Source organism: Microvirga sp. HBU67558 (assembly GCF_018069605.1).
In the GTDB taxonomy this organism is placed as follows: Bacteria; Pseudomonadota; Alphaproteobacteria; order Rhizobiales; family Beijerinckiaceae; genus Microvirga; species Microvirga terrae.
This window is the reverse complement of the sequence record NZ_JAGPUP010000134.1, coordinates 1-323: the sequence shown is the minus strand read 5'-3', so window position 1 is coordinate 323 and position 323 is coordinate 1. Positions and strand designations below refer to the sequence as shown.

Below are 323 nucleotides of genomic sequence, written 5' to 3'. Positions count from 1 at the left end.
TCGTCGAGCAGGAGCACGCGAGGCTCGCCAAGCAGCGCCTGGGCGAGGCCGAGGCGCTGGCGCATGCCCTTGGAGTACGTGCCGACGCGCCGGTTGGCGGCATGGGTGAGGCCGACGCGGTCGAGAAGCGGCGCAACGGTCTTGGTGGGCTCGCGCTTGAGACGGGCGTAGAACGCGAGCGTTTCCTGTCCTGTCAGGGCTGCATTGAACGAGACGTTCTCGGGTAGATAGCCCAGCCGCCGCCGGGCCTCGAACTCGCCTGCGGCCGGATCATCACCAAGAACGGCGATGCTGCCGCTGGTGGGCCGGATCAGGCCGAGCAT

General features: G+C 68.7%; 1 protein-coding gene. It reads right to left on the bottom strand.

The genetic code is table 11. The features are described 5' to 3' along the window. A partial coding sequence (locus KBI52_RS00545) for an ATP-binding cassette domain-containing protein (RefSeq protein WP_210804754.1) occupies nucleotides 1-323 on the bottom strand: 323 nt, incomplete at both ends.